Origin of the sequence: Sporosarcina cyprini (assembly GCF_022048975.1) — a bacterium.
Lineage (GTDB): Bacteria > Bacillota > Bacilli > Bacillales_A > Planococcaceae > Sporosarcina > Sporosarcina cyprini.
Genome location: NZ_JAKMHX010000023.1, coordinates 301,601 through 324,751, shown reverse-complemented (window position 1 = coordinate 324,751; position 23,151 = coordinate 301,601). Strand labels below are relative to the sequence as shown.

The following is a 23,151-nucleotide window of genomic DNA, read 5'->3' as shown; positions in this document are numbered from 1 at the left end:
GAGCTTATTCTTCTCGAGCAATTTTACGAGCGGTTCGGGAGAGGATACGAGCGGTCGTGGGAATATACGAGTGGTTCGGTGGCAGATACGAGCGGTTGCTGAAATATACGAGTGGTTCGACCACAGATACGAGCGGTTACAGGATTATACGAGTGGCTCGACAGCGGATACGAGCGGTTGATTGAAGATACGAGGTTCGGCGGGATACGGTTCGACCGTTTAATCTAAACGCGGGAAATTTACATGTCTTTCCCTACACCAGGTCGCGCTGAATGCCTTTGACCAATCAAGAAAAATGATCTGATCGTTGAGCTTATTCTTCTCGAGCAATTTTACGAGCGGTTCGGGAGAGGATACGAGCGGTCGTGGGAATATACGAGTGGTTCGGTGGCAGATACGAGTGGTTCGACCACAGATACGAGCGGTCACAGGATTATACGAGCACTTCGCAAACAGATACGAGTGGTCACAGAGATATACGAGCTCTTACAAAACAGATACGAGTGGTTACAGGATTATACGAGCTCTTCGCAATCAGAAACGAGCGGTCACAGAGATATACGAGCTCTTACAAAACAGATACGAGCAGTTACAGGATTATACGAGCACTTCGCAAACAGATACGAGCAGTCACAGGATTATACGAGCACTTCGCAACAGATACGAGCAGTCACAGGATTATACGAGCACTTCACAAACAGATACGAGCAGTCACAGGATTATACGAGCACTTCGCAAACGGATACGAGCGGTCACAGGATTATACGAGCACTTCGCATACAGATACGAGTGGTTACAGAATTATACGAGCGCTCCCCAAAATACGCCCTTCCCTCTCCCCTTCTCCACAACCCAATTAAAAACAGCAGCCGCCCAATGATGGGTGCTGCTGTTGTGTTATTACTATAATTATCTAGCAGAAGCAACGTCATGTACTTCGGAGACGCGTTTTGCTCCGATGTAACGTTTGCCCCAGTAGTGTGGGTCGTTTAGTGCATCGACGCGTACGCCTTTGGATGTGGAGGCGTGTGCGAATTTGCCGTCGCCGATGTAGATGCCGACATGTGAGACACCTTTGCCTGTCGTATTGAAGAAGACGAGATCCCCTTCACTCAATTCATCCTTGTCGACTGAGCTTCCTGAGCTATACATGCCGGAAGTTGTTCTTGCAAGGCTGATTCCGTGTTGTTTAAAAACATAGCTTACATATCCAGAGCAATCAAAACCTGCTGTTGTCGTGCCGCCGTATGAGTACTTAATGCCTTTCAAACTGGTAGCCGTTTCTAGAATGGCAGCTGATTTTGAAGATGACGCTTCAGCTTGATCTATGAAAGGCGCAACAAATAAGAGTAGTGCCATTGCAGAAATCGCAAAGAACTTTTGCATGTTTGCTTGTATTCTCATATTGTCCCCCAAAATTTATATTTATCTGAATAAATCATCTGAAACTACTGTAACATGCTTTTAGTCCTGTAAACATTACAGTTCTGTAACAAGCCCATGACAAAAACATTGCGATTTCAGCAGGGTGACATCGTATTGAAATAGTCATCACAACAAAAAGACCGCCATCCTTAGAACAGAGGCGGTCTTTTCGTATTATTTTAAAGTTTCAAGTCTGTAATAATTGTAACATTGTCGTGATTATGCAAATACGTAATTGGCCATTCGGCTGTCACTACGCCTTCTTTCATTTTCTCCAAGGCGGCCCGTTTCTTCTCGCCGAACGCAAGAAGTAGCAATTGTTTCGCGCTCATAATGGAGGAAATGCCCATTGTCAAAGCGGTTTCCGGTATTTTTTCATCGTTTTCGAAGTACTGGCTATTGACACCCAGTGTGGATTCCGTGAGTTGTGCCACATGCGTCACAGAATCAGCCCCTGTGCCTGGCTCGTTGAATGCGATATGCCCATTTTCGCCGACACCGAGGAGCTGGATGTCCAGTCCGCTTTGTTGCAGCCCATCTTCATAGCGTTTGCATTCTTCTTCTAGGTCTGAAGCCATACCATCGGGAATGTTTGTTTCTTTGAATTTCTTTTTATTAAATAAATGATCGTTCATGAAATAAGCGTAGCTGTTCGGGCTGGATGCTTCCAAACCGACATATTCATCAAGGTTGAACGTTTTGACATCCGAGAAATCCAGTTCGGATTCCGTCCATTTCTTGTACACGGGGATCATGGTGCTTCCTGTTGCTAATCCGAGGACATGAAGCCGATTGTGTTCCAGTTCTTGTTTCACGATCTGATAAACTTGCTCTGCCCCTTGCTCGGGGTTCTCCACTTGGAGCCATTTGATGTTACCCATTCTATCAACCGACTTTCCTATAGATTTTTCTGTGCTCTTCCATTTTAATTTCCACGCTGGACTTGGTCAATTGACGAATTGACTCAATTCACGAAGTACGCCCGATTTTCTTTTCCCTTTTCCGCGCTGTTGAAACGTGACTATATGCCTCCCTACAAAACAACTATGTCGAATTATTGAAGTCCCTTTGAACAAAGTGTGAACAAAGTTCCGATTCAACAAATCATAGGGAATTCCCTAATTCTCATTTTTTCCGTGGTGATTAAGATAAAAGTAACAAAAGAAATTCCCGTTCGGGAGGTGAACGTATGGCTAAGTCAACAAAGCAGCAATTGGAGCCGCAACATAATCCATCTATCAATTTGAAGGGAACCTTGATTGCTGTCATGCTGCTCGGCGTTTTCATTTTGGCAACATGGTTCGGATGTTATTACTTATTCTTATCAAGATAGTCTTACCCGTCAGGAGGGAATCCAATGCATTTGCATAAATTTGAAAAAGTATGGCTCATCTTTGGGATGGGATCATTAGCACTCTTTCTCGTCATTTTAGGTTTTGCCGCCTTTTGGAAAGGCACCCATCCTCAAAGCCATATTGAAACCATCGATCCGGAAAATGTCGAGGCGCATGATTCATTCAAGCCCGAAAATCTTGGTCTCCGGGAAGTAGCCGATGGCAAATATATCGTCAATATTGTCGCTTCCGCTTTCAATTATGATTTCGGCACGGACGCGGACGGCAAGCCCGTCAAGAAGATCAGTGTGCCAAAAGGTTCTACGGTTTTATTCCAGATTACAAGTAAGGACGTCGTTCATGGCTTCCAAGTTGCAGGCACGAATGTCAATATGATGGTGGAACCTGGCCACGTGAGCCGTTTAGAGACAGAAATGAAGAACGTCGGTGAGTTTACAGTCGTCTGTAATGAATATTGCGGAATTGCCCACCATCAGATGTTTGCCACTGTGGAGGTGTATGAATGATGAACCCGTTGAAAATTGCTAAGAAAGATGCGCGTCTTTACATGTCGTTCATGTATGTGACGTTTGCTTCATTGCTCGTCGGAGGGCTGATGGGTCTTTTACAAACACTCGCGCGCTCCGGAAAATTCACATTGCCGTTCAATATTAACTACTATACGATTCTAACGGTTCACGGAGTCATACTTGGTCTAGTATTAACTACATTCTTTATCATCGGATTCCAATTTGCTTTAATGGGAAAAACAGTTGGCATTTCCGATAAGCAGCGCAAAGCTGGCTGGTGGTCCTTCTGGCTGATGCTCGTTGGAACTGTTATGGCAGCGGTCACTATTCTCGTCGGCGAGGCGAATGTTCTTTATACATTCTACGCACCACTCCGTGCTCATCCTGCGTTCTATATCGGATTGGCTCTCGTCATCGTCGGCAGCTGGGTTGCCGTATTTACTAACTTCCACCAGCTTTATGTTTGGAAGAAAGCGAATAAAGGACAGAAATCGCCTTTGCTCGCATTCATGGTCGTCATCAATATGGCCATGTGGTTCATCGCATCGTTAGGTGTTGCAGCTTCCGTATTGATTCAATTCATTCCATGGTCACTCGGCTACGCGGAAACGATCAACGTCTTGCTCAGCCGTACATTATTCTGGTATTTCGGTCACCCGCTCGTCTATTTCTGGTTGCTTCCTGCATATATGGCATGGTATGCAATCATTCCGAAAATCATTGGCGGAAAATTGTTCAGTGACTCCCTTGCACGGATGTCTTTCATTCTTTTGTTAATGTTCTCGATACCGGTTGGTTTCCATCACCAGTTGACAGAACCAGGTATTGATCCGACATGGAAGTTCATTCAAGTCGTCTTAACATTCATGGTCGTCATCCCTACTTTGATGACAGCCTTCTCCATTTTCGCGACATTTGAAACAACTGGCCGCCGCCAGGGCCATAAAGGTTTGTTCGGCTGGTTCAAACATTTGCCTTGGAAAGATGTTCGTTTCCTTGCACCATTCATCGGTATGGTTGCTTTCATTCCAGGCGGTGCCGGCGGGATCGTCAACGCATCCCACCAAATGAACTCTTTGATCCACAATACGATCTGGGTAACTGGGCACTTCCATTTGACTGTCGCCACTACCGTTATCCTAACTTATTTTGGAATAGCGTATTGGCTTGTGCCACATTTGACAGGACGCCGTTTGACACCAAGATTGAATAAACTCGGCATCATTCAATCGATTATTTGGACAGTCGGCATGACGATCATGTCAACAGCGATGCATATTGAAGGTCTGTTAGGCGGACCTCGCCGATCGAATTTCTCAACTTATGCAGGTGGAGAACAAGTTCAGTCGTGGATCGGCTACCAGATTGCGCAAGCAGTTGGTGGAACTATCCTTTTCATTGGTATTGTACTCATGGTGTACATTTTCATTCAGCTTGCTTTCTTCGCACCGCGCGGCGTGGAAGAATTCCCGATCGCAGAGGAAGAAGTCGATGCAGAACCTACGCCAAAATTGCTCGAAAACTGGTATCTATGGATCGGTATTACGATTGCGCTCATTTTATTCGCCTATACCATCCCGGTCTTCGATATACTGAAACATTCCCCTCCTGGTTCTGTGCCATTTGATTGGCCAATCGGCAGGTATTAAAAAGAAAGGTCCGATCTCTTTCAAACAGAGATCGGACCTTTTTTATGCATCAAAAAAGTTGGAAGCGAAGGCTCCGTTTCCAACTGTAAATTTTCACTTTGATATGGAGACTAGAGGCAATGTAACTCCCGCTTTCGAAGTTGCAAGCAGTTGATCGAACTCCTCTACTGGCGCTGGTTTGCCAAAGTAGAAGCCTTGCGCCCCCGTGCACTCCAATTCCCGCACAATCTCCCACTGAGCCGCCGTTTCGATTCCTTCCGCTATCGTGTCCAACCCGAGCATGTTAGCTAAATGGATGATTGTTTTAACGATGGAGCAGCTTTTCGGATCGTTTCCCAGCCCGCTGATGAACTGGCGGTCAATCTTGATTTGCTTCACGGGAAAGCGCTGCAGGTAAATAAAAGCGGAATAGCCTTTACCAAAATCATCGATTGAAACACTGACTCCCATTTCAGTGATGATCTCCATTCTTTTTTGAACGGCTACATGATTTTCCAATGCCACATTTTCGGTTATCTCCAATATCATCTGGCCTGATTCCACTCCAAAGTCATCCATGCATTTCCTCAAATAAAATGGAAAGTTCGGGTGCAGGAAATGCCGAGGAGAAATGTTAACAGAAATGGTCAGATGGCCGTAACCCATACGCTTCCATTCTGCAAGCTGCATCATCGCCTGCCTGATGACCCATTCCCCTAGTGGAATGATTAAGCCTGTCGATTCCGCCAGCTCTATGAAGCCATCAGGTGTAACCAATCCGCGGTGTGAATGCTCCCACCGAATCAATGCCTCCACTCCCTGCACAACACCATTCAAGTCGACTTGCGGCTGGTAGTATAACTTGAATTCATTGGCGTCTAAACCTTTCCGCAAATTCATTTCGGAGAACATTGTCTGTTTGACATGTTCTTGCATAAGCGGTTCGTATAGGCCACATGCCTTTCTTTTGGTGTCCTGCCTCGCTGTCTCCAGGGCCAAATAGGCTTGTTGTACGCCTAGTAACGGACACTCTGCATGATCCGGAAAGATAGAAATTCCGTAACTGAACGTCATATACACTTCCTGTCCTGAGAGGAACAACGGTCTTCTTAGCTCATTCGTTACAAGTTCCATTCGCCTAAAGAGCAAGTCAGAATCAAGTTGTCCTTCAAATGCGGAATAAATGAGAAAGTGATCAAAGGCAAATCGTGCTGTTATGGCAGGAGGCGGAAACAGTTTCCTGACCCGCTCCCCGATCATCCGCAGCAACTGGGAGGCACAATCATGTCCCAGAGCACTCTGGACCTCTGTGTATTGGTCGATCACCAAATAGATGAACATCCCCCGCTGTCCCTGCCGCTGGTTTTGCAATTGCTCCGTCACCGCCTCATCAAACGAATGGCGGTTATGAAGTCCTGTCAGCATATCTGTATACGCCAATGTATGTACATGCTTCTCCATATCAATCCGGTGAAGCCGATCGAAGATAAATGACACCATATCCGCGATGGCAGCGATCAGGATTTTATCAAGCGACGTCCACGTTCGTTTATTCCTCGTTTCACAACAAAGCACCCCGCCAAGTCCCCTGCTCAATATTATGGTCGCATCAATCAGGCCGGCAACCGGATCCGTTTGTTCAAAGTACCAAAGCTTTAATTCTTCCATCGACGGATCAGTGAGAATATCGTCGACAGCCAATACTCGTTCTGATTCAATCGCTTTAAAATACGTCGGATAGTCCGATCGTTTCAACTCTTGGCCGGAATAATGATGTGAGTTGCTGCTGTCAAATGAATTTTGCGCAACGAGCCGATTATGGTGTTCATCATACAGCCAAATGCTCACCCGTTCACATTTCATAATTTCAGCAATCCCTTTGCACAATTCCATTAAATTGTCTCGCAAAGATTGATGGGTCAATTTTAATTCTTTTGCGTGTGAAAAGATAAACTGCTGTTGCCGCCGCAATTCGTTGAAAGCCGTGACCCATTCTTCATATGGCCGTTCCATCCTCCCTTACCCCCTTTCAATAATTAGACAGTCCTACTAGTAATATCGGTATTCTAAGGCTGATTTGCAATAAACGACTAACAAATATAGGAACTCACGTAGAGGAAATTCATAACTTTGTCAATATTTATAATGGCTACCTTACTTAGATATTTCATTACCTAAATGGGTTCCTCTAGTAGAGTTGGAAGCTTTATGATAAAATGAATGGGTATTCATTACTAAAAAGGGATGGGATGACTATGAACGTAGAAACAATGGAGATGACAGAGATTTGGGATCAGATCGATGCGAAATTGAACGGAGAGCCTGAACCAATCCGAGCTTTGAAGGTATCCTATGCTTTTCATTTGAGCGGAGAAGATGGCGGATCATATGGGCTAAAGCTGAATGACGGCAAAGCCGAAATCATTAGGGAAGATCCGGGCGATGTGGACTGCTCCCTCTCCATGAGCACGAAAGACTTTAAGAAGCTACTCGCCGGGAATTTGAATTCGACAGCCGCCTTCATGATGGGGAAATTGAAGGTTAAGGGCAATATTGGTCTCGCTTTAAAGCTAGAAACCTTATTAAAACAGTATTCTTTTTAACTCTGTATTGTTTTGTCGAATGATTCACATTACAATAGAATCATAGACATAGCGAACGGAGGATTCGGATGAAAGCAAAGGTTTTGTCGCTTCTCGCTACAGCTGCATTAGCGACCGCACTCACAGCAGGACAGGCAAACGCCACATCTGATACGTACGTTGTAAAAAAAGGCGATACGTTATGGAAAATCGCTTCTAGCCACAAGATTTCCGTTGATGAACTGAAAACCTTGAATAACATGAAGTCTGAAAGCATAAAGATCGATCAAAAGCTTGTTGTGACAAAAAAGACGGCAAGCACCAAACCACCTGCCGCCGCACAAACAAGTAAAACGGCTACGGCAGACAGCCTGACAGTAAGCAAACAAACATCGTCTACCAATCAGTTTAAAGCTCCAGCACCAGTAGCACCACCAGCTCCTGCTCCAGCGCCGCCTTCTCAGGTGGACAAGCCGCATGCGCCGGGTGCTGCTTCGCAATCCATTTTGGCAGCCGCAACGGAAGTATCGCTTCCTTTGCTTGATACCCCATATGTATGGGCTGGCGTCACACCGGAAGGCTTTGACTGCAGCGGTTTCATTTACTATGTATTCCGTACTGCAGGACTGGATCTGCCGCGCCTCGATACAGTCGGCATGCATGCAAATGCCACGACAGTGGACGAGCCGGTTCCAGGCGATCTCGTTTTCTTCCAAAATACATACCGTGAAGGCATTTCGCATGCGGGAATCTATTTAGGAGACGGCAATTTCATTCATGCCGGAACCAAAAAAGTCGAAGTGGCTTCCGTCAATTCTGCTTATTGGAAGGACAAATTTGCCGGCTATAAGCGTTTCAATCAATTGATGAAATAATTTTAAGACCAAGGGATGTGCCTCTCTCTTGGTCTTTTTCTTATCTTTCGTGTCATATTCTCCAGTAGTAGTCGAAAAGGTCTTCCCTCTTGCAGTAAAATAGATTAGTATAGTCATGTGTCATGACACTTAAAAGCAATCGTTTGCAGCCTGAGGGCTCTTCGATAATAAACGCATGAAAAGGGGTACATGAGAATGGTTCGTACTGGGTTATGGTCATTCCGATTTTCAACGGCGGCACTCGTGTTAATTCCAGCGGCAGTCGGCATCAATTACATCGGAAAATTATTTGTGGAGCTATTGAAGCTTCCGTTATGGGTGGACTCCATCGGCACAGTCCTGTCCAGCATGCTCGCTGGCCCAATCATCGGTGCGCTCGTCGGGATCGTGAACAATGTGATTTACGGCTTCACCACATCGCCCGTGTCGTTTGTTTATGCGATTACCTCAGCGGTGATCGGCCTTGTGACAGGAATTATGGCGTATAAAGGGTGGATTTCGAATATCGGAAAAGCGCTTGTCCTCGGCTTTGTTGTCGGACTTATCGCGGCTACCGTTTCGACTCCGCTCAATATTTCCTTTTGGGAAGGGACAACAGGCAATGTATGGGGCGATGCGCTCTTTGCTTGGATGACGGCACAAGGAAATCCGCTCTGGCTCGCTTCTTTTGCGGATAGTGTGGTCGTAGATGTTCCGGATAAAATGGTGACCGTATTGATCAGCTTTTTGATCTTTAGGAACTTACCTGAAAAAGTGCTTACCATGTACGATACGAAACAGGAAATTGAACGGCTCTAAGTTAGGAGGTGCAAGCATGCGCAACATGACGTTATACGTTCATCCGGAAAATGGATCGCCTATCCATCGAATGGATCCGTTGACCAAGATGTTATATGTATTCACTTCTGTCGCTATTTCTTACTTGCTGCCTTCCCATCTATTGGTGTCACTAGTGCTTGCGGTGAGCATTCTATTGCTGGTTGACGGAAAAGTTTTTCGTTCCATTTTGCCAATCATTGGTGTCAGCTTTGTACTGCTCGCCTCTATCCTCGTTGTCCAAGGATTCTTTCATCCCGATCGGGCAACTGTGCTGTGGGAAATCGGACCTTTCACTTTGTATAAAGAAGGATTTTCCATCGCCTTTTTAATTTTGCTGCGTGTCCTTAATATGGTCTGTGCATTTGGCGTGCTCATTTTAACAACAAAACCGGATGAATTAGTGGAAACTTTGGTGCAGAAAGGTCTGTCTCCTCGATTCGGCTATGTCCTATTGTCCGTCTTGCAGATCATCCCTCAGATGATGACGCTGACGGGTAAAATTATGGATGCGCAAAGGGCACGCGGACTGGAGATGGAGGGCAGCCTGTGGGTCCGGGTGAAATCGTTCATTCCGCTGCTTGGCCCCGTCGTGCTTCGTTCGCTTGCCGAAACGCGGGAAAGATCCATCGCTCTTGAAGTACGGGGTTTTAATTCGACAGGAAAACGAACAAGGCTGCATGAACTGCCTCTGTATCCATATGGGGTTGCAGCGAAGGCATTGCTTGCGGCAATCTTACTAACCGTTATTGTCTGGAGGATTTGGTCATGAGCCTTCTTCATGTTGAACAATTGAAGTATCGATATCCGAACCGCTCCGTGCTCGCATTGGATGAAATCTCATTCACTGTCAACAAAGGTGAATTCATCGGCATTGCGGGCAGAAATACAGCTGGCAAAACAACATTATGCTACGCCTTATGCGGACTGGTCCCCCACTTCTTTAAAGGAGCCTACGGAGGCCGTATCTTACTTGATGGCGATGAAATCCTTGCCTCTCCATTAAGTAAAATCACGTCAAAAGTGGGGTTCGTGTTTGAGAATCCGTTCTCCCAATTAAGCGGAGCGAAATTTACAGTGGCAGATGAAATTGCATTCGGCCTTGAAAACTTGGGTCTTCCTCGTGAAGTGATGCATGAGAGAATCCAAGATAGTCTTCATATGCTAGGAATTGAACATCTCCGGCAGAAAAATCCGTTTGATCTATCGGGCGGCCAAATGCAGCGGCTTGCGATCGCCAGTGTCATCGCCATGCAGCCGGAAATTCTCGTCCTCGATGAACCGACGAGTCAGCTTGACCCGCAAGGCGCAGAAGAAGTATTCACCATTGTGGAGAAACTGACGCAAGATGGCATGACAATTGTGATGGCGGAACAGAAAATGGAAAAGCTGGCCGCTTATTCAGATCGGATTTTATTGCTGCATGAGGGGAAGTTAATTCAGGATGGGGAGCCGGCAGCTGTATTCTCTCGGGAGGATCTGATGGAGCTGGGCGTTGAGCCGCCGATTTATACGACGGTCGCCAAGAAACACGGTCTTCGCAAAGAAAGCACAGGCTGCTTCCCTGTTACACTGGAGGAATTGCTCGCTTTTGATTTGGATGAACCTTTGGAAGGACTCTTCCCTGTTCAGGAGAAAATTGAGACATCCAATATTCAAATAGAAGAGCTATCGTTTTCGTATCCAGATGGACAAAAAGTGCTCGATTCCATCACACTCGGTCTTTCCAGCGAGCCGATTGCCATTGTCGGCCAAAATGGAGCCGGAAAAACGACGCTGGTCAAACTGATGAAGGCTTTGCTGATACCTTCGGATGGACGAATTGTCATTGATGAAACTGATACGAAAGCTACGACTGCAGCTAAACTTGCAAAAAAAGTCGGACTCATTTTCCAGAATCCAGATGATCAGATTTTCAAAAAAAGTGTTCTCGATGAAGTGATGTTCGGACCGCTCAATATGGGGATCGACAAAGCTGAAGCGAAATCATTGGCCTTGCAGCAGCTAGAAGCTGTCGGCTTGGCAGAGAAGGCGGAGGAAAATCCGTATGACGTCAGTTTGGCCGAGCGGAAATTGATCGGCGTGGCCTCCATTCTCGCAATGGATCCAGACATTATTATTTTTGATGAACCGACTATGGGACAGGATTACGAAGGCAAATTACGGTTAAAGGGGATTATTGCGGACCTTCATTCGAAAGGCAAATTGGTCATCTGCATTTTGCATGACATGGATTTCGTGTCGGAAGTATTTGGACGGACGATTGTCATGGGACAGGGCAAAGTCTTATTCGACGGTTCGACGAAAGACGTATTTTCTCAACTGGATATTGTTCAGCGAGCTAAGATTGAACTTCCTCATCGGTATCAGATTGCACGAGCGATACAGCAAAAGCGGGAGTTTGCATCTCCGACATCATAAAAACATCCGCCCCTCTGCAGAAGGGCGGATTCTTTATTATTATCTAGCGGAGTAGCCACCGTCGATGACAAGTTCAGCACCTGAGATGTAAGCTGCATCGTCAGAAGCAAGGAATAGTACTGCTTTCGCAACATCTTCTGGTTGTCCTAGACGTTGAAGCGGTGTTGCTTTGATGAGCATGTCAAGAACCGCTTTAGAGGATTCCAAGTCTTTAACCATCGGTGTTTCAATAACACCTGGGAATACTGTGTTTACACGGATGCCATGTTGGCCATATTCAGCTGCTGCCGCACGTGAAATAGCGCGTACAGAGCCTTTAGAAGCGGAATATGGGTTAAGTCCCATACCGATCATTGCTGTATAAGAAGAGATGTTAACAATCGATCCTTTTTTCGCGTCTTTCATATTCGCAAGCGCATGTTTCAAGCCAAGGAATGTACCAAATCCGTTAATATCGGAAAGTCTACGCCAATCTTCAATTGTGATTGCATCCATTGGTTTTTCAGTGGAAATACCTGCATTATTCACGAGGATATCCACTTTGCCGAATTGATCCTTCACCGTTTTCATTGCTGCAGCCCATTCTTCATCAGAAGTAACGTTCAAACGCACAGTTGAAACGTTATCATGGTTGCCCCATTTTTGGCTGAGCGCCTCTTCGTTAATATCAGCGGCAACCACTTTTGCTCCTTCTGCTGCGAATAAACGTACCATCATTTCGCCCATACCGGATGCTCCGCCTGTTACAAATACTACTTTATCTTGGAATCTTTCCATGAGTACCGCTCCTCATAAGTTTATTTTAACATCTAAATAATAATCCTTTTTTTGTTCAATAGCAATCAAACAAACTCCCAAAGGCAAACTCACTTTTCAGAGAAGTAAGACCTATGTTTTTTCCAAGTATCTTGCCACTTTTCTAATGACGAGGTATGATAAAAGTGAAACAATGTTCGAAATAATAAAGTGGAAGAAGTGAACAATCATGTTCAAGGATAACCGTTTTATTTCTTATAATGCTGCTGGATTCCGAAAAGATTTGATTGCCGGGATCACTGTAGGTATCGTAGCCATTCCACTCGGGATGGCTTTTGCAATTGCCTCGGGTGTCAAACCGGAATACGGGTTATACACGACGATCATTGCCGGTTTTCTAGTCGCGCTATTCGGAGGAAGCCGTTTTCAAATTGCAGGTCCGACAGGGGCGTTTATTCCCATCTTGCTCGCTATTGTTCTTCAATACGGCTATGAGGATCTGCTGATTGCCGGAATGATGGCAGGTGTGTTTCTCCTCCTCATGAGTTTTCTAGGCGTCAGCCAGCTGATCCATTTCGTCCCCCGGTCTGTTACGATCGGTTTTACGACAGGGATCGCAGTGATCATTTTCACTGGGCAGCTGGGCAACTTTCAAGGATTGACCGGCCTTTCCAATCATGAGTTTTTTCATGAGAACATGGCAGGACTCATCAATCAAATCCATACTATCAATGGCTACAGTATTGTAACGGCTTTGATTGGCCTGACCGTCATTTTACTATTGCCTAAAATAGCGCCGCGCATTCCGTTGTTATTGGTCGCTCTGTTGATACCGACAATCGTCTCTTTTCTTTTCTATCCAGGAAAAGTGGAAACGATTGGATCGGCATTCGGGGGAATACCAAGAACATTGCCCAGTTTTCATTTGCCTCATATTACGCTATCCAAACTTGTTACTTTGTGGCAGCCTGCTTTGATCATCGCGGCACTAGGGGCCATCGAGTCACTGTTATCCGCCGTCGTGGCGGACGGGATGAAAAATGGGGAGAAACATAATTCAAAAAAAGAATTATTCGGTCAAGGGATCGCCAATCTGATCACACCTCTATTTGGCGGCATTCCGGCTACGGGTGCCATCGCTAGAACAGCAACGAACATCCGATCAGGCGCCGTCAGCCCTGTTTCTGGGATGGTGCAGAGTGCGTTTGTGCTAGGCTTCTTGGTAGTATTTGCACCGTACGCTTCCTTTATCCCTTTAGCTGCCATGGCACCGATCCTCATGTATGTCGCTTGGAATATGAGCGCCCGTCATGCGTTTGTCCATATTTTGTCTTTGCGCTCGAGTGATTCGATCGTATTGCTGACGACGTTCTTGCTTACTGTCTTCATCAATTTGACAGTGGCTGTCCAAATCGGCATTTTGCTGGCAGCCCTTTCATTCCTGAAAAAAATGAGCGGAAAGCTGGCTATCGTTCCACAAAAACTTTCGGACGTAGAAAAACACAAATTTGGCGATGGCGAAAAGACTGTCCTTAAATTTGCTTTAGATGGTCCTTTATTTTTTGGGACAGCGAAACGTTTTGAAGAACAATACCCGAAAATGTTGCTGGAGAAAGAAAGTGTCTTAATCCTCGATTTAGAACACCTCGCCATGATTGACGCAACAGGCGAAGCAGCACTTTTTGCCATGCTGGACGAAGCAGAGCGAAAAGGCATCGAGATTAAAATCAAACGATTGCCTAAAGAAAAAACAGCCCTTTTCAAACGAAGCGGACTGTACAATAGGATCGGAAAAGAGAATTTTTTCATGTGAATATAGCTTTGGGAGAGAGCAAGTTACTCCAATGAAAACAGGTGGCGGAAACCGTATCGTTTCTGCCACCTGTTACATTTCGGCTTACACCGTAGCCATTTTTCTTCTCGCTTCCTCTTCCGGCCGTTTCTTTTGAATTACCCAGATGAGAGTAATCAGTACGATTCCTGCGAGACTTGTATAAAATTCAGGCAGGATCAGCATGAGCCCCGCTCCAAACAGCACAATCCGTTCCCATAGCCGCGAGTTGCGAATAAAAAATCCAATAACCGCGCTGCTGACTCCGACCATGCCGATCAAAGCAGTGATCAAGCCCGTAATTAATTTAAATGGCGTAATATCTACAAATACGAAAATGGGATTGTAGATGAAGATGTACGGGATGATAAACGCCGCAATTGCCAGTTTGACGGCTGTCATTCCCGTCTTGAACGGGTTCGCCTTGGCAATGCCTGCGCCCGCATATGCAGCGAGACAAACAGGCGGCGTGATATCCGCCACAATGCCGAAATAGAAGACGAACATATGCGCCGCAATCGGGGCAATGCCAAATTCATTAATTAAGGCAGGTGCTGCGATTGTCGCCGTTACGACATAGTTTGCCGTGGTCGGCAATCCCATCCCGAGAATGATACATGCAATCATTGTAAAGAAAAGAGCGAGGATGAGGTAGCCGTTAGAGAGAGCAATAATGCCTGCAGCGAATTTTGCTCCAAGCCCTGTCATGCTGACAACGCCCGCTATAATGCCTGCAGTTGCAACGGCAGCGATTACCGGCAGGGCAACTCTGCCCCCTTGCTCCAGCACGTATATGATTTTATTAAAACTGAATTCCGATTCCTTTCGGACCAATGCGTTGAAAATCCAGATAACAAACGCGGAAGCAATTCCGAAAAGGGCTGCTCTCTGAGGGGTAAAGCCCGACATGATGGTAACGATGATGACGAGCAATGGAATGATCATATAGCCATCCCGCACAAATATTTTCTTAAACACCGGAAGCTCTGATTTTGGCAGACCGAGAATATTAAGCCGTTTCGCCTCGAAATGGGTCCCGATAAAAATTCCGGTGAAATAGAGGATGGCGGGAATGACCGCTGCCAGCATGATTTGGGCATAGCTGACTCCTAAATATTCCATCATGATAAACGCTGCCGCACCCATCATCGGAGGCATAATCTGTCCTCCGGTCGAGGCCGAAGCTTCCGTTGCTGCAGCAAACTCCGGTTTAAATCCAGCCCTTTTCATCATCGGAATGGTGAATGAACCGGTCGCCACCGTATTCCCGACAGAACTGCCGGAAACGGTACCTTGCAGTGCACTGGCCACAACCGCTGCCTTTGCTGTTCCGCCGGTAAACCGTCCCGTCAGAGAAAATGCCAAGTTATTGAAGAACTGACCAATCGGCGTGTTGACGAGAAGCACACCGAAAAAGAGGAACAGGAAAATGAATTTTGCTGATATTTGCAGCGGTGTTCCGAATACCCCGCTTTCACGGTACCAGAGGTTCGTCATCGTCCGATCTACTGCGAATCCAGGATGGGACAGGATCTTCGTCGGTATATGGTTGCCCAAAATGGCATAGCTAATGGCAACTAGTGCAACGATGACAATCGGCAAGCCTACTGTCCTTCTTGTCGCTTCCAAGACTAATAGGATGCCCAGAATTGAGATCGTAATATCAAGAGCACTATAACCGGATACACGGCTTTGCAGGATGGAATCGAAAAAAATGATTTTATGATATGCCACATACATCGCCGTGAAAGCCAGCACGACATCATACCACGGAACGCCCTTCTGCGTCTTTCTCCACTCTTTTTTCGCCGGATACAGCAAGAAGACGATTCCGAGTGCAGTTCCCAGATGGATGGCCCCTTGCTGCTGTGATGGCAGGACGCTTGTCAGGCCGGTATAGAGATGAAATATTGTCAGTGCGACGCCTAAAAACGTGACGACCCACGCCCATCTGCCGATATTGATGCGATACTGATTTTCCTTATCAAATTTTTCAAGGATTTCCTGTGCATCGACCACCTTTTTTTCTTTCATTTCCTTTCCTCCCTGCTACTTAAATTGTCTCCCATCCACTTCCCTTTATATCGATCATTTCAAGTCTTCAAAACTAGTGATTCCTGTCTTTTCACGAGTTACAATCTGTACGACTTCCGGATAAATATGTCCGATGAAGGCAGCATTCTTTACTGGATTCCCATCGAAATCAGCCTTGCCCGCAATCGCATTCAAGGCAGGAACGTGGACTGTCATCCCGAGATCCATATTCCCTTGCGAAATAGTCGAGAGGTTTTCAACAGATGCTCCCGTCTCCATGTTCGTGACGTTAATGCCATCGATGTATTTATTCCAAAGGTTCGCCATTTCTCCGCCAAGCGGATAATACGTCCCCCCCTGGCTCCCTGTCCCCAGCGTAAGCTCTGATTTGCGGTTGTCTTTTGATGCGGAAAGTTCCGCTACTTCGTTATCGACTGTCAACCCTTGTTCTTCATAATACTTCTTCGCTCCCGGATGAATCGGAAGCCCCTCGGCGCCGTTCAGCGCATTTTCCAGAATCATTTGTTTCGCTTGCGCGTGGGTATTCTCGCTCGCATTTTCAATCATGCTTTTCGCCAGTTCATACCCTAGCTCCTCATCGATTGTATCGGTGTTCCCCATAAGAATGGCGTAAGCAGTTACCGTTTGGACGTCTTCCGTCAAGAAATCATACGAATCTTTTGGAATCGTGTACGGTTTGTAGCCTGACTTCTCTTCAATCTGTTTGACCGCTTCGTCGGACAGGCTTAACATCTTCACGTCTCCAGCTGATGCCTGTAAACTTTCAATGCTGGAAGCCGGCAAGCCTAAAATCCCGATGGAAATATCGATATTGCCATCCTGGACACCATCTGCCGCTGCACCAAAGCTCTCCTGGAACGCTTTGTAATCTCCGTCTCCAATGCCATACGCATCCAAAATAATCTTCGAGACATTGTTCGTTTCACTTGCCGGCGGCCCGATCGCAATATTTTTCTTACCGTCCCCACAAGCCGATAATACAAGCACTACCCCGAGCAGGACCATTATCCATCGCACGCTACTCCTTTTCACTGTTACATCCCCCTTTTTGTTTATCATCCCCTTCTCGTAAGCGCTTACAAAAGGATAGGTGATTCGTTCTCTAAGAGGTCTATGACGCTATGAAAAGTAGAATGTTATTCTAAATTATACTGAACATTAAATATTTTTCAATCATTCCATTGTTTATTCCAATAAAAAAACAAGAACCTCTTCCCACTTGAAAGGAAAAAGCTCTTGTCTATTTGAATTAACTTACAGCTTCCATTTTATCCGCGCATAGAGCCAAAGCATGATGAAGTTTGCAGCGGAACTGATGACAGTGCCGTATGCAATGGCCACTGCACCGAGAGAATCTACCAAAGCATAAATGACAGCAATGTTTATTCCTAATACACTGATCAGACTAAATATAACGGGGGCGATTGAATTCCCTTTTGCATAATAGAAACGTGTGACATAGGTGTTTGCCGCCAAAAAGAACATGGACAGCGAGAACGCTTTGAAGATCGGCACAGTAATTGCGATTGATCCTTCTCCAAATTTTCCATGCCCGAAAACAAGCCGGACAATCGGGTCTGCGAAGAAGTAGGCGATTAATGTGGCAGGGACAATTAAAGCGGCTAGATAGAGCATCCCTTTCTTGTATAAGGATCGGATCGTCGCGGTATCCCCTTCGCCTTCCTTCCTGCTCAGCATTGGATAAATGACCGTTGTCACCGCGGTCATCATAACAGCTTGCGGGAAACCGCTCAGTTTAGAGGCGTAGTTGATGGCCGAAATAGCACCGTCGCTTAAGCCGGTCGCCGCAACCCGCTGGATGATGGCGTAAAATTGCAATGAAGCTCCGCCAAGCAAGATGGGAAGGGCGATGACCCATACCCGTTTGATGTCTTCCGTCATGCCGAATGATGGCTTAAGTGATGACAAATTACTTCGCTTAATGCCGGCATAGAGGAACACGACCATGAGCACCGCACTGAAGAACGCTCCGACTCCATAGGAAACCGGTCCGATTGAGTAAGTCAGGACAGCTCCAATCACGACAAATGCCGCATTGTACACGAGAATGGCAACACTCGACAGATGGAAGCGATCATGTAAATTAAGCAGCCCGCTCATCCAGGTCGAGAGGACAAGGAAAATTGTTGACGGCATCATCCATAAAAACAAAGGATAGACGGCAGCAATTTCCGCATCCGATAACTTGAAAAATACAATTCGCAGGAATGGCTCCGCAAATATAAAGGCCAATACTGTAATGACCGAGATAAATGCCAGCACTGTAGTAAACGATTTTCTGACAAAAAGTGTTTTATCAGCTGAGGTCGAATGATAGACAGAAATGAACGCTGTCGTTAATCCCCCTCCTATAACGAGATAGAGGAAATTCGGAATCGTATAGGCAGTCGCAATGGCATCAGCAACACGACTGGTCCCATACTGGTTGCCGATGACCATTTCCCGCGCAAATCCAATAAGCCGGGCTAGAATATTGATAACGGCAACAGCACCGATAATCTTAATAAATTTGCTCATTCGCCCAGACCTGCCTTTTCCTCTATAGAGCGGTAGATTGACAAAAGTCGTTTACTGATCGATTCAAACGAGTTTGATTCCACTTTTAGTTGAATCATCTCTCGATTCAATACCGACTCGCCATTCAATGCCTTGCGTATGCCGTCCGCCAGCGAATCAGCATTTTTCGGTTCTACTGCAATCCCGGCCTGATCAGCAAGCAAATACGAGAGACCGCCCACATCTGTGCCGACGACCTTCGTTCGGGTTGCCATCGCTTCCAGTACGACTAGTCCAAAGCCTTCATGGTGAGAAGGAAGGACAAATACATCCGAAGCGGCCATCCACCGTGCGATTTCTTTTTGAGGTTTCGGCATTTGTTGAACGACTTTGACGCCATGTTCCAGCACATGCTTCGCCAGCTTTTCCATAAACCCTTCGTCCTTCGATGACCCGATTAAATAGAGTGATGCATCAGGATTATCTTGTTTGACAAGTTTAAACGCTTCAACCAGCTCCAGCAGGCCTTTTGCTTCAATCAAATTCCCAACATATAAGACCACTTTTTCCTGTGCCGGTATGTCCAATTCCATCCTCGTTTCCTCTTTCGGGTAAGGTTTGAACACTGTAGTGTCCACTCCCATGCTCATCACATGAACCCGTTGTTCCTGGACGCCGAACGTTTGGATTACATCTTGCTTCAGTCTTTCTCCTACCACGATGACAGCCTCTGCATTTTGAAGGATGGAGGCTGTCATGGAGGCGATCTTTCCGCCTTTCGCGGCCATCTTGTCAATATCGCCACCATGAACCGTAATGACATACGGCAGCTTCCAAATCCGTTTTCCCATTAATGAAATGAGCCCTGTCGGGAATGCATAATGGCTATGTGTTAAAGAGATACGCTTTCTATTTTTTAACATATAAACAAACGAACGAAGCAGCCAAGTCCCATATTTCTTTGCAGCTGCCCCTTTCCCTTTCGCCGGGTCGTCGATTGCAATCACATCAACATCGAGCCCCTGGGAACGCAGTAATTCTACTTGATTTTTAACAAATATCCCAAACGTCGGATGCTGTCCGGAAGGATACATATTGCTGAAAACCGCTATTTTTTGCATCTATTCTCTTCCCATCTACTTATTCTGCCTTCACTTCCATTGAACGATTATAGCATAAGTGCATGCCGCAACGAATACGAGAGGAATTCCCAGTAGGCTAGGTCGGTTTTCATGAGATAAAGTTCATATGTAACATGTCTGTAATAAACCGTCCGAGCCTTTTATCTAGTCCGTTGGAACTTACTTTCAATCGTCTAAAGATCTAGATTACTAGTGAAAATCTATTACACAAGGGAACGAAATACCGGTTGAAAAAGTTCCAAAACTCTTGAAAACTGCGCAGTGAAGCCGTTTTTAAGATTACTAGGCTTTTGTAACGTTATTGTAATGTAACTGTAACCGAAATGAAGGTTTAGCTATGCTAATATTGGTTTCAGATAAAAGCACACTGTATAAAACGTGCGGAAGGGGAATTTGGGAACCATAATGAAAAGACTTATTGTAGCTTTGTTTGGGTCAGTTTTAATCGCAACGTCAATTCCAGCCATGGCCTCAGCGAATTCACCGACAGCGCTCGTTAGTACAGCGAAGAACTATATCGGCACACCGTATTCATACGGTGGGACAACCACATCCGGATTCGACTGCTCAGGATATACGCAATATGTATTTAAAAAAGAAGGACTTTCAATTCCAAGATCGACAGGCGAACAGTATGCTATGGGAACATCTGTTAAGAAAAACGATCTTACAACAGGAGACCTTGTGTTCTTCAACACGACAGGCAAAGGTGTATCGCATGTCGGAATTTATATCGGCTCCAGCCGGTTCATCCATGCATCTACAAGCAAAGGCGTCATGATTTCATCAGTCAACGACCCGGCTTACTGGGGCAGCCGTTACTTAGGCGCCAAGCGGGTAGCTAAATTCGACCAGAAGACAGTCGCATTTGATGAATCAGCAACCTTACCGAAATATGTAACACGGTCAGAAGTGGCAGAAACACTTTATAAAGTACTCGGTTTAGAAGACCTGTCTCACCAAACGTCTTTCTCCGATGTACCTGCCAACCACCCACATTATGATGCCATCATGGCTGTCACAAATGCCGGCATCTTTTCAGGTAACGACGGCAAGTTTAATCCAGACGGTTCATTGACACGAGCGCAGCTAGCGAAAATCGTTGTCGAAGCATTCCATCTGGAAGGCACATCACAACAGACATTCTCAGACGTCCCTGCGGATCATTGGGCAACTGAATATATTAGCACACTAGCATATAATCATATCGCAAGTGGCTATGAAGACGGTTCTTTTGGATTGAATGACAAGCTGACTGAAAAGCAATTCAACAAGATCGTCGACCGTCTTAACCAATAATGAATATTGAACCGGGTGTTCCGTTTTTGGGGACACCCGGTTTTATGTAGAAAACTATATAAATCTATCGAAATTACTCTAGATTTAATGAATCTACACTGTTACACTAAACCTACACCAATAGTAAAAAATAGGGAGGACACCATGAAAACGATTAAATGGGCCACTGTCGCTTTGTTGTTTTTCGCTCTTGTTTCCATCGTCCCAGGACATTCCTCGGCACAATTCAAATTCTCTGACGTATCTCCAGACAAGGAATATTTTGAGGCAGTACATTACATAGCTGATCTCGGAGTTGTCAATAAAGTTTCCAAATTCAATCCCGGAGACAATCTGACACGCGCGCAAGCTGCCAAAATGTTGGTAATCGCTTCCAAGAAAAAGGACATGCCTACCCCTTCTATTACTTTCAAGGACTTGAAACCAGGCACAGAGCAGTATGAATTTGCAAGCCGCGCGGTTCAACTTGGTTACTTTAAAGTCGACAAGGACGGGAAGTTCAATCCTAACGAAAAGATTAAGCGAGAGGAAATGGGTTATGCCCTTTCTGTCGCATTCAATTTATCGCAAAAGATTACAGTGGATCATCCACTTATGCTCACGGATATGAAAAACCATCCTTACGCAGAAAAGATTAACGGTCTTTATTATGCAGGTGTCACGCAAGGAGACGCAGGAAAGTTTTTACCGAACGATCTGCTGACGCGTTCTCAGTTTGCACTTTTTGTCGCACGCGCGTTGGATGACAAGTTTGCGTTGCAGGTAAAACCGCCAGAACAGACGTCCAGAACGTATTTTGCTAAAGTCGTAACAGGCGGTATCAACCTAAACGTCCGAAGCCACCCGGCATTGACTGGCGATGTCGTCGGGAAGCTGAAAGATGGAGAGATTGTCGAAGTGCTTGGCCAGACTGGCGATTGGCTTCTCATCCTGATTGACGGGAAAAACGGATATATCAATAAGAGTTATACCGTCGATGTAGGCGTAGAAAAACCAGGTGATGATGTAGCAACAGAAGAACCTGGTGAAACTCCTCCAGATGTGACAGAACCTTCCCTTCCGGAAGAAGATGAAAGCGAACCATCCGTTGGGACAAGCGGCCTGATCGGCAAAGTAACGACTGGCAGCTTAAACGTACGTAAATCAGCCAACTCGACTTCAGAAGTCATCGGTAAATTCAAACTCGGCGAGAAAGTTGAAATTCTATCAATCTCTGGCTACTGGGCTAAAGTTAACACAAACAACGGACCAGGTTATGTCCATAAAAACTATTTGAAACTGATCAACCAATCAGGCAATCCATTAAAAGATCGGATTATTGTCATTGATGCTGGACACGGCGGCAAGGATCCCGGCACAACAAAAAGTACTGCTAAAGAAAAAGAGATTACTTTAAATGTAGCGAAGCGAGTGGAAGCGAAATTGAAGAAAGCCGGAGCTAGCGTGCTAATGACACGTTCCGGTGATACGTTCCCTTCCCTGCAAGACCGTACTGATTTTGCAAAGAAACATTACGCGGAAGCATTTGTCTCAATACACGTCAACTCAGCTGGCTCCACTTCAGCAAAAGGAACAGAGGTCTATTACGATTCTTCTACCAATCCAAATGCTGCAGAAAGTAAAGCCCTTGCGAAAAAGATTCATGACAACATCATCAAAAAGGCAGATATGGCAGACCGCGGTGTGCGTGATCAACGATTCTATGTTATTCGCAACAACAATGTAGCCGCTGTATTAGTAGAATTAGGATTCTTATCAAATCCTGAAGATTTCAAGAAACTAACAAGCGACCAATACGCGGAACTTTATGCAGAAGCCATCTACCAAGGATTACTTCAGTATTACTCCGCCCAATAATTTCTAGCCGGAAAGGATTATTCCTTTCCGGCTTTTTCATTTGCCCAGCGTTTACGAAAAATTAATTTGTCCTCTTGTAGGTA

21 protein-coding genes are annotated in these 23,151 nt (G+C 45.6%); 13 read left to right on the top strand and 8 right to left on the bottom strand.

All coding sequences use genetic code 11. The features are described 5' to 3' along the window. Together L7D49_RS09810 and L7D49_RS09805 are read left to right on the top strand one after the other, a co-directional pair. Positions 1-185, top strand: a 185-nt coding sequence (locus L7D49_RS09810; RefSeq protein WP_238080647.1) for a hypothetical protein, incomplete at its 5' end; no start/stop codon positions are given. Positions 186-387: 202 nt separating this feature from the next. Continuing rightward, on the top strand, positions 388-909 hold the full coding sequence (locus L7D49_RS09805) for a hypothetical protein (RefSeq protein WP_238080646.1): 522 nt from the start codon (positions 388-390) through the stop codon (positions 907-909). Here L7D49_RS09805 and L7D49_RS09800 read toward each other — a convergent pair whose 3' ends face one another. Together L7D49_RS09800 and L7D49_RS09795 are read right to left on the bottom strand one after the other, a co-directional pair. After that, complete coding sequence (locus L7D49_RS09800) at positions 910-1,404, bottom strand: C40 family peptidase (protein WP_238080645.1); 495 nt, start codon at positions 1,402-1,404, stop codon at positions 910-912. Positions 1,405-1,604: 200 nt separating this feature from the next. Continuing rightward, on the bottom strand, positions 1,605-2,306 hold the full coding sequence (locus L7D49_RS09795; RefSeq protein WP_238080644.1) for a glucosamine-6-phosphate deaminase: 702 nt from the start codon (positions 2,304-2,306) through the stop codon (positions 1,605-1,607). A 308-nt stretch (positions 2,307-2,614) separates the two neighbouring features. On the opposite strand from L7D49_RS09795, the gene L7D49_RS09790 reads away from it, so the two are divergent. Genes L7D49_RS09790 through L7D49_RS09780 form a run of 3 tightly spaced genes read left to right on the top strand, consistent with a single transcriptional unit; the run spans position 2,615 to position 4,938 of the window. Continuing rightward, positions 2,615-2,758, top strand: a complete 144-nt coding sequence (locus tag L7D49_RS09790) for a cytochrome c oxidase subunit 2A (RefSeq protein WP_238080643.1) — start codon at positions 2,615-2,617, stop codon at positions 2,756-2,758. A gap of 24 nt (positions 2,759-2,782) precedes the next feature. Further along, the gene (locus tag L7D49_RS09785) at positions 2,783-3,286 is read left to right on the top strand and encodes a cytochrome c oxidase subunit II (protein ID WP_238080642.1); all 504 of its coding nucleotides are present in this window, start codon (positions 2,783-2,785) and stop codon (positions 3,284-3,286) included. Then, positions 3,283-4,938: a b(o/a)3-type cytochrome-c oxidase subunit 1 gene (locus tag L7D49_RS09780; protein ID WP_238080641.1), complete on the top strand. Its 1,656-nt coding sequence runs from the start codon at positions 3,283-3,285 to the stop codon at positions 4,936-4,938. The genes L7D49_RS09785 and L7D49_RS09780 overlap by 4 nt, the downstream gene beginning before the upstream one ends. Positions 4,939-5,031: 93 nt before the next feature. Here the strand turns inward: L7D49_RS09780 and L7D49_RS09775 are convergent, their stop codons facing one another. Continuing rightward, positions 5,032-6,930 (bottom strand): putative bifunctional diguanylate cyclase/phosphodiesterase, encoded by a 1,899-nt coding sequence (locus tag L7D49_RS09775; RefSeq protein ID WP_238080640.1) that lies wholly within the window; start codon positions 6,928-6,930, stop codon positions 5,032-5,034. 242 nt (positions 6,931-7,172) lie between these two features. Here L7D49_RS09775 and L7D49_RS09770 point away from each other — a divergent pair, with 242 nt between their 5' ends. The 5 genes from L7D49_RS09770 (at position 7,173) to L7D49_RS09750 (ending at position 11,611) form a co-directional block, all read left to right on the top strand. After that, positions 7,173-7,520, top strand: coding sequence for an SCP2 sterol-binding domain-containing protein (locus L7D49_RS09770; protein ID WP_238080639.1), 348 nt, complete (start codon positions 7,173-7,175; stop codon positions 7,518-7,520). A 68-nt stretch (positions 7,521-7,588) separates the two neighbouring features. Further along, the gene (locus tag L7D49_RS09765; RefSeq protein WP_238080638.1) at positions 7,589-8,374 is read left to right on the top strand and encodes a C40 family peptidase; all 786 of its coding nucleotides are present in this window, start codon (positions 7,589-7,591) and stop codon (positions 8,372-8,374) included. A gap of 195 nt (positions 8,375-8,569) precedes the next feature. Continuing rightward, positions 8,570-9,172: an ECF transporter S component gene (locus tag L7D49_RS09760; protein WP_238080637.1), complete on the top strand. Its 603-nt coding sequence runs from the start codon at positions 8,570-8,572 to the stop codon at positions 9,170-9,172. 16 nt (positions 9,173-9,188) lie between these two features. Further along, entirely contained in the window at positions 9,189-9,962 is a 774-nt protein-coding gene (locus L7D49_RS09755; protein ID WP_238080636.1) for an energy-coupling factor transporter transmembrane component T family protein, read from the top strand. After that, complete coding sequence (locus L7D49_RS09750; protein WP_238080635.1) at positions 9,959-11,611, top strand: ABC transporter ATP-binding protein; 1,653 nt, start codon at positions 9,959-9,961, stop codon at positions 11,609-11,611. The genes L7D49_RS09755 and L7D49_RS09750 overlap by 4 nt, the downstream gene beginning before the upstream one ends. A 39-nt stretch (positions 11,612-11,650) precedes the next feature. Here L7D49_RS09750 and L7D49_RS09745 read toward each other — a convergent pair whose 3' ends face one another. Continuing rightward, on the bottom strand, positions 11,651-12,388 hold the full coding sequence (locus L7D49_RS09745; RefSeq protein WP_238080634.1) for an SDR family NAD(P)-dependent oxidoreductase: 738 nt from the start codon (positions 12,386-12,388) through the stop codon (positions 11,651-11,653). A 208-nt stretch (positions 12,389-12,596) separates the two neighbouring features. Between L7D49_RS09745 and L7D49_RS09740 the strand changes: the two genes are divergently transcribed. After that, entirely contained in the window at positions 12,597-14,180 is a 1,584-nt protein-coding gene (locus tag L7D49_RS09740) for a SulP family inorganic anion transporter (protein ID WP_238080633.1), read from the top strand. A gap of 84 nt (positions 14,181-14,264) precedes the next feature. On the opposite strand, the gene L7D49_RS09735 is transcribed toward L7D49_RS09740, so the two are convergent. The 4 genes from L7D49_RS09735 to L7D49_RS09720 all read right to left on the bottom strand — a co-directional run bounded on the left by L7D49_RS09735 (position 14,265) and on the right by L7D49_RS09720 (position 19,891). Continuing rightward, entirely contained in the window at positions 14,265-16,232 is a 1,968-nt protein-coding gene (locus tag L7D49_RS09735; RefSeq protein ID WP_238080632.1) for a TRAP transporter permease, read from the bottom strand. A 54-nt stretch (positions 16,233-16,286) separates the two neighbouring features. Then, positions 16,287-17,285, bottom strand: a complete 999-nt coding sequence (locus L7D49_RS09730) for a TAXI family TRAP transporter solute-binding subunit (protein WP_238080631.1) — start codon at positions 17,283-17,285, stop codon at positions 16,287-16,289. A gap of 222 nt (positions 17,286-17,507) precedes the next feature. Beyond that, the gene (gene murJ, locus L7D49_RS09725) at positions 17,508-18,791 is read right to left on the bottom strand and encodes a murein biosynthesis integral membrane protein MurJ (protein ID WP_238080630.1); all 1,284 of its coding nucleotides are present in this window, start codon (positions 18,789-18,791) and stop codon (positions 17,508-17,510) included. After that, a complete protein-coding gene (locus L7D49_RS09720; protein ID WP_238080629.1) occupies positions 18,788-19,891 on the bottom strand; it encodes a glycosyltransferase in 1,104 nt (367 codons plus the stop codon). Before L7D49_RS09720 ends, murJ begins: the two co-directional genes overlap by 4 nt. Positions 19,892-20,317: 426 nt before the next feature. Between L7D49_RS09720 and L7D49_RS09715 the strand changes: the two genes are divergently transcribed. Together L7D49_RS09715 and L7D49_RS09710 are read left to right on the top strand one after the other, a co-directional pair. After that, positions 20,318-21,211, top strand: a complete 894-nt coding sequence (locus L7D49_RS09715; protein WP_238080628.1) for a C40 family peptidase — start codon at positions 20,318-20,320, stop codon at positions 21,209-21,211. Between the two features lie 144 nt (positions 21,212-21,355). Continuing rightward, positions 21,356-23,068, top strand: a complete 1,713-nt coding sequence (locus L7D49_RS09710) for an N-acetylmuramoyl-L-alanine amidase (RefSeq protein ID WP_238080627.1) — start codon at positions 21,356-21,358, stop codon at positions 23,066-23,068. Positions 23,069-23,151 lie beyond the last annotated feature (83 nt).

Bases quoted from the DNA above. Each gene is read 5' to 3' on its own strand.
- L7D49_RS09800 (WP_238080645.1), bottom strand. From the start codon at position 1,404: ATGAGAATACAAGCAAACATGCAAAAGTTCTTTGCGATTTCTGCAATG.
- L7D49_RS09795 (WP_238080644.1), bottom strand. From the start codon at position 2,306: ATGGGTAACATCAAATGGCTCCAAGTGGAGAACCCCGAGCAAGGGGCA.
- L7D49_RS09790 (WP_238080643.1), top strand. From the start codon at position 2,615: ATGGCTAAGTCAACAAAGCAGCAATTGGAGCCGCAACATAATCCATCT.
- L7D49_RS09785 (WP_238080642.1), top strand. From the start codon at position 2,783: ATGCATTTGCATAAATTTGAAAAAGTATGGCTCATCTTTGGGATGGGA.
- L7D49_RS09780 (WP_238080641.1), top strand. From the start codon at position 3,283: ATGATGAACCCGTTGAAAATTGCTAAGAAAGATGCGCGTCTTTACATG.
- L7D49_RS09775 (WP_238080640.1), bottom strand. From the start codon at position 6,930: ATGGAACGGCCATATGAAGAATGGGTCACGGCTTTCAACGAATTGCGG.
- L7D49_RS09770 (WP_238080639.1), top strand. From the start codon at position 7,173: ATGAACGTAGAAACAATGGAGATGACAGAGATTTGGGATCAGATCGAT.
- L7D49_RS09765 (WP_238080638.1), top strand. From the start codon at position 7,589: ATGAAAGCAAAGGTTTTGTCGCTTCTCGCTACAGCTGCATTAGCGACC.
- L7D49_RS09760 (WP_238080637.1), top strand. From the start codon at position 8,570: ATGGTTCGTACTGGGTTATGGTCATTCCGATTTTCAACGGCGGCACTC.
- L7D49_RS09755 (WP_238080636.1), top strand. From the start codon at position 9,189: ATGCGCAACATGACGTTATACGTTCATCCGGAAAATGGATCGCCTATC.
- L7D49_RS09750 (WP_238080635.1), top strand. From the start codon at position 9,959: ATGAGCCTTCTTCATGTTGAACAATTGAAGTATCGATATCCGAACCGC.
- L7D49_RS09745 (WP_238080634.1), bottom strand. From the start codon at position 12,388: ATGGAAAGATTCCAAGATAAAGTAGTATTTGTAACAGGCGGAGCATCC.
- L7D49_RS09740 (WP_238080633.1), top strand. From the start codon at position 12,597: ATGTTCAAGGATAACCGTTTTATTTCTTATAATGCTGCTGGATTCCGA.
- L7D49_RS09735 (WP_238080632.1), bottom strand. From the start codon at position 16,232: ATGAAAGAAAAAAAGGTGGTCGATGCACAGGAAATCCTTGAAAAATTT.
- murJ (WP_238080630.1), bottom strand. From the start codon at position 18,791: ATGAGCAAATTTATTAAGATTATCGGTGCTGTTGCCGTTATCAATATT.
- L7D49_RS09720 (WP_238080629.1), bottom strand. From the start codon at position 19,891: ATGCAAAAAATAGCGGTTTTCAGCAATATGTATCCTTCCGGACAGCAT.
- L7D49_RS09715 (WP_238080628.1), top strand. From the start codon at position 20,318: ATGAAAAGACTTATTGTAGCTTTGTTTGGGTCAGTTTTAATCGCAACG.
- L7D49_RS09710 (WP_238080627.1), top strand. From the start codon at position 21,356: ATGAAAACGATTAAATGGGCCACTGTCGCTTTGTTGTTTTTCGCTCTT.